This is a genomic window from Haemophilus sp. HMSC61B11, from assembly GCF_001838615.1.
GTDB classification, from domain to species: Bacteria; Pseudomonadota; Gammaproteobacteria; order Enterobacterales; family Pasteurellaceae; genus Haemophilus_D; species Haemophilus_D parainfluenzae_AD.
This window is the reverse complement of record NZ_KV837990.1, coordinates 1-401: the sequence shown is the minus strand read 5'-3', so window position 1 is coordinate 401 and position 401 is coordinate 1. Positions and strand designations below refer to the sequence as shown.

Annotated in this window: 1 pseudogene; it reads left to right on the top strand. The window is 35.4% G+C overall.

Annotated elements, in window-relative coordinates:
* A pseudogene (locus tag HMPREF3263_RS07060) lies at positions 1-374 on the top strand (hypothetical protein); the annotation flags it as partial.
* Between the last annotated feature and the right edge of the window lie 27 nt (positions 375-401).

The window sequence follows — 401 nt, the reverse complement described above, 5'->3', positions numbered from 1 at the left end:
AACTTAAAGCCTTACCGGAAGACACCCGAAGCATCCCGATTCTCCTAACGGAATTTGAGCTGAATGGATTTAAAGATAAAAAATGGTTGGAAACGAGAGAAAAAATGATTGGGTATATTTTTAAAACTTATCCGTACGTTTATTCCCCTCAGGAGCAAGAACAATTAATTAACAATTTGGATGAAGCCAGAAACAAAAACTATATTTACGAAACAGCAATCGTACAATATGCCGTCGCAAAACAAAGTGCAGTGAAAAATGGACGAGATTTTGCAACACTTGAAAAACAATTAGAACAAAAGTTCCCGGCACCTTTAACCCGAGCAATACAATTATTTAATCTCTTAAATTTGGAGCAAGAAAATGGCAAATAAAGAACAAGATTATGCACCACAAGCAAA